Annotated in this window: 7 protein-coding genes and 1 pseudogene; 6 read left to right on the forward strand and 2 right to left on the reverse strand. The window is 33.8% G+C overall.

All coding sequences use genetic code 11. The features are described from left to right. The 3 genes from AFK68_RS23560 to AFK68_RS46230 all read left to right on the forward strand — a co-directional run. The coding region (locus AFK68_RS23560; protein ID WP_210407584.1) for an FkbM family methyltransferase at nt 1–634 on the forward strand (634 nt) is incomplete at its 5' end. Between the two features lie 271 nt (nt 635–905). Further along, nucleotides 906–1,142: hypothetical protein (locus AFK68_RS39630; protein WP_210407585.1), on the forward strand; the 237-nt coding region annotated here is incomplete at its 3' end. A 156-nt stretch (nt 1,143–1,298) separates the two neighbouring features. Further along, a complete protein-coding gene (locus AFK68_RS46230; protein WP_371357525.1) occupies nt 1,299–1,958 on the forward strand; it encodes a class I SAM-dependent methyltransferase in 660 nt (219 codons plus the stop codon). A 1,018-nt stretch (nt 1,959–2,976) separates the two neighbouring features. Here AFK68_RS46230 and AFK68_RS23570 read toward each other — a convergent pair. Then, nucleotides 2,977–3,474, reverse strand: a complete 498-nt coding sequence (locus AFK68_RS23570) for an FkbM family methyltransferase (protein ID WP_094675579.1) — start codon at nt 3,472–3,474, stop codon at nt 2,977–2,979. A 466-nt stretch (nt 3,475–3,940) separates the two neighbouring features. After that, nucleotides 3,941–4,919 (reverse strand): annotated as a pseudogene (locus AFK68_RS23575) (transposase); the annotation flags it as partial. 569 nt (nt 4,920–5,488) lie between these two features. On the opposite strand from AFK68_RS23575, the gene AFK68_RS23580 reads away from it, so the two are divergent. From AFK68_RS23580 to AFK68_RS23590, 3 genes are all read left to right on the forward strand, one after another. Then, complete coding sequence (locus AFK68_RS23580) at nt 5,489–6,433, forward strand: hypothetical protein (RefSeq protein ID WP_094675581.1); 945 nt, start codon at nt 5,489–5,491, stop codon at nt 6,431–6,433. 359 nt (nt 6,434–6,792) lie between these two features. Beyond that, nucleotides 6,793–7,579 (forward strand): glycosyltransferase family 2 protein (locus AFK68_RS46235; protein WP_371357524.1); only part of this gene is annotated, 787 nt, incomplete at its 3' end. A gap of 245 nt (nt 7,580–7,824) precedes the next feature. Further along, nucleotides 7,825–9,051, forward strand: a complete 1,227-nt coding sequence (locus AFK68_RS23590; RefSeq protein WP_094675585.1) for a glycosyltransferase family 4 protein — start codon at nt 7,825–7,827, stop codon at nt 9,049–9,051. The last annotated feature ends 463 nt before the right edge of the window (nt 9,052–9,514 follow it).

Genomic DNA, 9,514 nt, shown 5'->3' on the forward strand with positions numbered 1-9,514 from the left:
GAAAATAGCTAAACAATTTGGTTATGAAATTAGAAAATATTATCCAGCAAATGATAGCAGTATTAAAATCCAATATCTTTTATCCCATTACAATATCGATCTAGTCCTCGATGTAGGTGCAAGTATCGGAGTCTATGCCAAAAGGTTACGATTAGAAGGATATCAGGGAAAAATAGTATCGTTTGAACCTTTATCCAGTGCTCATTTTAAGCTGCAAAGTCTGAGTCAGAATAATGCTTTATGGATAGTTTCTCCTCGTTCAGCTATAGGAGACTATGATGGTGAAATTAGTATTAATGTTGCTTCTAATTCTTCTAGCAGTTCTATCTTAGATATGGAGGAAACTCATGTGCAGAGTAAGCCAAAATCAGCTTATGTAGATACAGAAAAAGTTAGAATAGCTAAACTAGATACCATTGCTAGCGATTACATCAAAGACAGTAAATCTGTGTACTTAAAAATAGATACGCAAGGTTATGAAGAAAAAGTATTAAATGGTGCAGAGGAACTTTTATCTAAGGTAAAAGTAATTCAAACTGAATTATCATTGATGCCTCTTTATAAAGGCAAAATTTTATTTGCAGAAATGATAAATAAACTTGAAGAGATGGGCTATGAATTGTACAGTTTATAACCTGTATTTTCTAATCAACAAACAGGACGATTACTACAGGTAGATGGTCTTTTTGTGAAAAATTAATTTATGAAAGTTCTTTAAGTAGTTGTACAAAATTAATGACCACAATCTGGTCATAGACCTCTCTTCGTTCTAGATATCCTTTCTAAATCTTTATAGTTCAGGTACAGAGCAATCTCTATTGGATTTTAGATAAGGATTATGTATTTGCTAAAGATCAAAGTAAACTTGATTTTTTTGAGTTATCAACAATGCAGGAGATTCAGTTATGAAAACAATAGAAGTAAAATGTTATCATTGTGGTTCTGAAAAATACAATTTTTATGATACAGAAAATGGATTTAATCTTGTCAAGTGTCTTGACTGTGGTTTACTATATGTCAACCCTTGCCCCATTCAAGAAGAAATAGATTTAGGAGCAAAAACAGGACTTCATCAAGGACAAGAAGATTTTGATATGACTGGCAATTTTAGCCCTAATAAAGTAGAAAAGTATCTTCATATTNGTTCTGAAAAATACAATTTTTATGATACAGAAAATGGATTTAATCTTGTCAAGTGTCTTGACTGTGGTTTACTATATGTCAACCCTTGCCCCATTCAAGAAGAAATAGATTTAGGAGCAAAAACAGGACTTCATCAAGGACAAGAAGATTTTGATATGACTGGCAATTTTAGCCCTAATAAAGTAGAAAAGTATCTTCATATTCTTGGGGATTTCGGTTATGAAGAACTAAAAAATCTACAGAATTATCAATGGTTAGATATTGGTTGCGGTCATGGAGAATTTATCAAAGCAGTTTCAATATTTAGCAATAATCAAATTAAAACTAAAGGGTTGGAGCCTAATGTTAATAAGCAAAAATCTGCCCAGCAACAGGGGTTAGATGTCAGCTTTTTTGATTTAGAAAATCACACAGAAAAATATGATTTTATTTCCACTTTGAATGTTTTTTCTCATTTACCAAATCCTGTTGAAGATTTAAGAAAGTGGTGTAATCTTTTAAAGGAGGGTGGAGAAATTTTATTAGAAACTGGGGATTCAGCTAATTTAGATAGTAAAGACCATCATAAACCTTATTATTTGCCAGATCACTTAAGTTTTGTTTCAGAAGAAATTGCTGTAAGTATACTTAAAAAAATAGGTTTGGAAATTATAGAAATAAAAAAATATAGATTTCCTGGTTTTCCAGAATTTAATGTTCAAAACTTAATCAAACAGACGGCAAAATTTGTCTTGCCAAATAAGAGTTCTTCTTTTAATTTCTTTCCCAAATATCCAAATCGTGATATGTGGATTAGGGCAAAAAGAAAAAACTAATAGAAACTTTACTTTGAGTGCATCTCAATTTTCAAGAAAGCCTAAAATTTATCGTTTTTAGGGAATAGGAAACAGAGAACAAGGAATAGGGAAAAAGTATTTTTGCAAAAAAAGCATTCCTCTAATCGAATGTAGTATTTTGGGAGTAGTTAGGAGTCAACCCACCCCTAACCCCTGCGGTGGATGGGAAGTCAGGTAGGGGAGCCGTCGGGTTGGCGACGTACAGAATTTTCAAGCTTTTCAGCTCTTTTTAACTATTATAAAACTTGTTACGACCTATTTAGGATTGCTATATAGCATTCCTATTTTATTCGTGGCAAAAATCTTACTGCTTTTTAGGGAACTCTTAACTGGGAACAGGGAAGAGTTTCAAGTTTTTTATCTACTTTTTGATTACCCGCGACCTAATTTAGGATTGCTATATGAGATGCACCCTTTTACTTTGATAATCAAGGGATATATTGAAAGCATCCCTGTATTGATTTTAACTAATTACCATATTCGTAAAGAATATAAGCTCGTTTTCCAGAAGCAAGATTGCTGATATCTCCATAAACAGTATTATCCTTTTGGTCTTCATCAAAAAGGCTTGATTTATAGCAATGAGCGCTGGTATATTTACAAATTGTAGTAGGGGCAAAAGAGCTAGAAGTCTTATATTATCGGCAATTTATTCCCCCTGTTGCCTGTTCCAATAGTGCCTGTTCCCGGAGCACAACGCTATAATTATCATTCTTGCCTCTATTAAAGATTTGTGAATATCGAGAGGATTTACGTTTTGAAATAGGAGAATTTCTGTATGATAATCCAAAAGTAACTTACTAACTTTACCAGCCATAATCATTGGAAGTAATGCTTGAATAACTTGACCTTCAAAACCTTCAACATCAACCTTAACAAAATCAATTGAATCAACTTGAGGTTCTTGTCAAATTGTATTGACGGAAATAAACTTTATTTTCTCAGTAATAGGAGCATTACTATGTTTATATTTTCTAACTAAACCAGACTGCCCCGTCTACATAGATGGATAAAGACTTAATTCACTTTCCTCCCCATCTTTACCTCCCAAAGCATTTAAGAAAATTTTCAAATTTTCCACATTATTAATGCGGAAGTTAATTTCAATTAAATCCTTTAACCTTGATTGGGGTTCTATAGAAATGACCAATCCTTGAGAACCAACTATAGTTCCTGCCAAAGCTGAGAAAAACCCTTCATTCGCACCAACATCAACGACAACTTGTCCAGGTTTAATTTCCGAACGGAAAGTTTCAACTGTATTTTCCTCGTATCTGCTATCGAGAATCATTTTTCGTCCCAAATGCGTTAGTGGGTCTGCATAAAAACGAATCCCGATACCAGTATCAATTATGCGACGTCTTTCATCTGGTGCCATTAGGCGTTTCATACTATTTGCCAAAGATTTAGGTTTGAGAGAGTACAACCAGTTAAATCTTTTAAGTATGTCTAGATGAAATTCTTTATTAAGTGAGTCTGTATTTGCTTGTGTCATTGTACGTCAAACAAATATTTACTACAACTACTTTAGTAGTATCGCATAAAATAGACAGGACTTACGCAAAGAAACTATATATAGTGTATGCTAAATAGAGCGATCACTTAAAAATAGAGAGCGATCGCCTCAAGACAATTATCATTGTTAAAACTATAGTAAAAAATACTTACAAAATCAAGATAGCCCTGAATGTTATTGTAGGCTTCTCCAGCTCTTGAGTCAGATAATCTGAGAGTAATTCATGTTTAACTTGGTAAATAGTTTTTCCTATTTTTACTGCTAACTTTTTCAGAAAATTCCAGACTAACATAGCACAGGATATATGGTTTTTTTGGATTTGACGAAGACGGCATTGACAAAATTCGCTTGCCTTTAATTGCTTAATTCTGGCGTGAAATTCTTCAATCTTCCATCTAGTTTGAGACTCAAATTCTACAGCATAAATGCGAAGATTGACCTAAGNGCTCTTGAGTCAGATAATCTGAGAGTAATTCATGTTTAACTTGGTAAATAGTTTTTCCTATTTTTACTGCTAACTTTTTCAGAAAATTCCAGACTAACATAGCACAGGATATATGGTTTTTTTGGATTTGACGAAGACGGCATTGACAAAATTCGCTTGCCTTTAATTGCTTAATTCTGGCGTGAAATTCTTCAATCTTCCATCTAGTTTGAGACTCAAATTCTACAGCATAAATGCGAAGATTGACCTAAGTCATTTGTTACAATGTATTCTGTCCTGTTGGTAGAAACAGTTGCCCAGAATAGCTTGACTTTTTGATCTTTTGGAAAACCTTTAATTTTAATTATTTTACCTAATATTTTTTCCGATTCACTCCAACTTAATTCTCCAATATTTTTGTATTTTTCCACACCTCCAGTATCATCTACGCGCGCGATTTATTTTCAAAGGACAGTAATAAATTTTTCGCATATTATCTACCAATGCCATTAATCTTTGTGTTGCATACCAACTATCCATTAATACAGTTTTAAATGGTAATTTCTTCTTGTTTGCTACATTTAATATCATTTCCTCCACATGATCTATTTTAGTTTTTTTATCACTATCTGGGTCATAAATCCGATAATCTATTATCCAAAACTGCTCTATTTTGGGATTAAAATATATACAATTTACTATTCCTATACCACGGACTACTTTATGCTCATTACCACGCTCTTTGTCGTCGCACTAATTCAATTTTACTACCATATTCCTTGTTGAGAACTGTATCATCAAAGATTAAATAACCTTCTTTATGAGTTACTATTTCTTTTTGAACATTTCTCCATAAATCCTGAGAATCAAAATTTTCTCTTCTTAAGTAACGATTTATCGTGTCATGACTAATATTTTTTAGGTGATTCGCTAAATTTGTTATGGTATAATTTGTATGATAATTAAGCAAATATTGGTATGGGATCAATATAGTTAAAATTCATCTTGTCAGCTCAAATTAACAGTAATATTATTCTACAATAATCAGGGTATTTGAGCAAAATTTATTGACAATTAGCCATATATCATAGAGTTAAAATAAATTATACTAGCCTATCTTTAGTATTAGTTATGATAATGTTTTTGTTCAGGCGATCGCTCTCTATTTTTAAGCGTTGGCGGAGCAAGTGCGGCAGCTATATCGCTATATTTGCCAGACACTATATATAGTGTCTCTGCGTAAGTCCTGATAGATTTAGTTAATACAAAATATGTTCAACTGTTCAAGGACATAATTCACAGATTATATAGCAATCCTATTTTATTAGTTGCAAAAATCTTACTGCTTTTTAGGGAACTCTTAACTGGGAACACTTAACTGGTGAGAGTTTCAGTTTTTTTATTTACTTTTTGATTACCTGCGACCTATTTAGGATTACTATACATTCAAGATATTGGCTTAAAATTAGGACTATTGCTTGTTATGACAGAGGTGTATTATTGGTGTACAAGTCCTAAAAGTATAGATAATTCTTTTTTTAATAAATACTAGGACTAGGAGTAGATAGGATGGAAAATTTTGGCATTATTGTAGCTACTTATGAAAAAGATTACTGCTTTGCAAAAGGCTGTTGTGCCAGTATTAGACATTTTTTAAAAGATGTTCCTATTTGTCTAATTGTTGATGGTTCATTTTCAGTAGAAGATTTAGAAAAAACCTATGGGGTTCAAGTTATTTATCGTTCTCATACTATCAATGAATGTCTCAGAGATAAAAAATGGAAATCCTCAACTAAAATGATTGCTTTTTGGGAAAGCCCGTGGGAATATTTCCTTTATCTGGATGCAGATATGGTAGTTTGGGGTGATTTACTGAAATGGGGTAATTTTCAAGACTTTGATATGGTTATTGACCGCCCCAAAAATAATTTTTCTGACCAAGCTATTTGCCAATGGATGTTTAACGGACCAAAAATAGAAAAGTATTTTCCAGATTTTAATTGGCGAAATCGTCCTTACTTTTGTACCGGGGTATATTTTGCCAAGCGAGGAATATTTGATTTAGATGAGTATCGAGAATTACTTGAATTGAGGTTGTCCCAACCAAATTTGTTTTACGGCATGGATCAGGGTATACTAAATTTAATGATTTTCTGGGCTGTAGATCGTGGTAAAATTCGCTTGGAACAAAAACCAATGCAAACTATTGTTTCTAATTTTGCACTGGAGGAATTAAAAGAACGTTTTCCTGTAGAAAATAATATAGCTGTAGAACAAAAAGAAGCTAGTGCAATTCACTGGTCTGGAAAAAAACCTTTTATATCAAGGCATAGTATTTTTCCAGAACCCATGAATTTCTTTAGGAGAAAGTTTCTTGACGATGCCAAAAATTTGACAGGACTATCAGCGGAATTAGCATTACAAATAGAAGATTTTAAGAGTTATAAAACTAAGTTGTGGCGGAGGTTAACAGGTAAAGGAACTACAGCTATGCCTAAACCTATATCTAGTTAGCTTGAGATAGAAAAAAAATCAAGGGTGCAGTTATTTTAGTTTTCAATTTGAGTCAGCAAAATAAATTAGTATAACTCCAAGAATTTTCGGAATTTTTTTAACAATAAGTTTTTTCTTGTCAAGCAAAAGGGAAGCAGATTGAAATTACAGCAATTTCGGAGGCGCGTAAGGTACAAAATAAAGACTAGNCGGAGGTTAACAGGTAAAGGAACTACAGCTATGCCTAAACCTATATCTAGTTAGCTTGAGATAGAAAAAAAATCAAGGGTGCAGTTATTTTAGTTTTCAATTTGAGTCAGCAAAATAAATTAGTATAACTCCAAGAAAGTAATATTTTAGTTATGTTTTAAAAATGAACAATGTTAAGTCAAAAACGAAAAGAACCAGTTTATCTAATCATACCAGTTCATAACCGTAAACATCTAACCCTTGGATGTTTAGAACATCTGACAAAAACAGGAGATAGCCAAAAATACTATATCATAGTAATAGATGATGGTTCTACAGATGGAACTACCGAAGATATTAACTCTCAATATCCAGATGTAATAGTATTACCTGGAGATGGAGATTTGTGGTGGACAGGAGCGATCGCTACAGGAATGAATTATGCTTATAAACAAGGTGCAGAATACTTTATTTGGCTAAATGATGACTGTCTTCCCGACTCAAATACCGTGTCATTATTAATAGAATTTTCCCAAAAAAATCCAGATACAATTGTAGCTCCAACTTGCTATCCAGAGGAATCAAATATACCTGTATTTAGTGGTTTTTTAGGTCGTAAAAGAATAGAAGGAGAACCAGGAAAAGTAAATTTTGTAGATGGAATGTCTGGTTATTGCGTACTTATTCCCAGAAAAGTATATGACAAAATCGGTCCTCCTAATGCCAAAAGATTTCCTCAATATTCAGGAGATGATACTTATACCTTAAAAGCTACTCGTTCGGGATTTAAAGCCTGTATTGTCGGGGATGTTAAAGCCAAATTAGTAGGACCAGTTCGTCAGACTCATAAAATAGAAAATTATGTTAAACCCGGTGAATCTCCAAAAACAACATTCCAAAAATTATTTCTGGCTAAAAAATCTCCCTACTACATACCTACAAAACTTTTCTATCATACGGCAAAATATGGGCATTTTGNAGTTCGTCAGACTCATAAAATAGAAAATTATGTTAAACCCGGTGAATCTCCAAAAACAACATTCCAAAAATTATTTCTGGCTAAAAAATCTCCCTACTACATACCTACAAAACTTTTCTATCATACGGCAAAATATGGGCATTTTGTAGGCACAACACTTTTTGTGGGAAAAATGAGCTTATGGCTAACAAAATGGATACAAGTACAATTAACCTCTAAAAAAGCAGAGGTTTAAACGTAGTCTATGAAAATCCTAATATCTAGCTACGCTTGTATGCCTTATACTGGGTCAGAACCAGCAGTAGGCTGGAATATGGTGCAGGTATTAGCAAAACGACACCAAGTTTGGGTCATTACTAGGGAAGATAATCGTCCTAGTATAGAAGCAGAACTGATCGAAAATCCCTGTCCTGGGGCATACTTTATCTATTACGACCTACCTCCGTGGGCTAGATGGTGGTACAAGAAGAATAGAGGCGTGCAACTACACTACTATCTGTGGCAAATTGGCATCTATTTCATCGCTAAAAAGCTGCATCGCGAAATTGGTTTCGATATGATGCATCATGTAACCTATTGTCGTTACTGGAACCCTAGCTTCATTGCCCTGCTTCCAGTACCTTTTATTTGGGGACCAGTAGGCGGGGGAGAATCGACACCGAAACAGTTATGGAAAGCTTATAACTTTAGGGAAAAAATTTACGAAACAGTAAGAGATTTTGCTAGATGGCTAGGAGAAAGGGATAGCTTTGTTAAGATAACTGCTGAACGTAGCACTTTTGCTTTTGCCACTACAGAAGAAACGGCAAGTAGATTGCGGTTATTAAAAGCAAAAAAGGTTAAGGTATTAGAACAGTGTGGACTACAGCAAGGAGAAATAGACTTTTTACAGAGGCTACCTTCTGCCCCCTCTTCTCCGATAAGATTTATTAGCATCGGGCGCATTCTTCATTGGAAAGGCTTTCAGTTAGGATTCCAAGCTTTTGCTATGGCTAAGTTGGATCAAGCAGAATATTGGGTTGTAGGTGAGGGGCCTTATCAAAAGTCCCTTCGCGAACAAGCTGAGAAACTGGGTATTTCTTCCCAAGTTAAGTTTTGGGGATGGCTTGCGCGGGATGAAACTTGGCACAAGCTAGGAGATTGTCATGTACTGCTTCATCCAAGTCTGCATGAATCTGGAGGGTTGGTATGTTTGGAAGCAATGGCAGCTAGGCGACCAGTGGTTTGTCTTGATTTAGGAGGACCTGGAAAAATGGTTACAGAGGAAACAGGTTTTAAAATAGTTGCTACCTATGTTGATGAAATAGTGAGTAAACTTGCCGATGCAATGACTGTTTTAGCTAGAAATTCAGATTTAAGGATGAGGATGGGAAAAGCAGCAGAAGAGAGAATTAAAGAAACATACAATTGGAGGGTTAAAGCTAATTTATGGATGAATTTATACGAAGAAGTAGCAGCGCTTTGTAAGTAAAAATTTTGCTTATTAGACTTGTCGCTTTATAACTTAAAAAATCCCTAAAAACCTTGTTCTGTAATACCAAATTCAAAAAAGGCTGTTACATTCCAATTTGTGATTTATTTCTAAAGTTGAATACTTTATGGCTTGCATTCATTGTCAAAATTAAAGTTTTTTCCTCCATTTTTTGTCTATTTATCTTTCCTAGTTCCGGCGTTCCTTATCTCCTTTTACTTGTTCTGTCACTGTAGCAATATTTTATGAAAATGGTATAAGAATTATAGCTATTGCAAAGTAAAAACGCTGGTAACTATTGTCCTGTCTAGGTTTGAGCTATTTTTTGCCTCTATATTAGCGACAACTCTATTATTTATACATTAGACCTAGGCGTGAAAAAGATATATATTTTTTGGAGGAGTAGGGAACAGGGAACAGTTCATTAATTGATAATTGATAATTGATAATTGATAATTGATAA

The sequence above is a fragment of the Hydrocoleum sp. CS-953 genome (genome assembly GCF_002260545.1).
Lineage (GTDB): Bacteria > Cyanobacteriota > Cyanobacteriia > Cyanobacteriales > Microcoleaceae > Trichodesmium.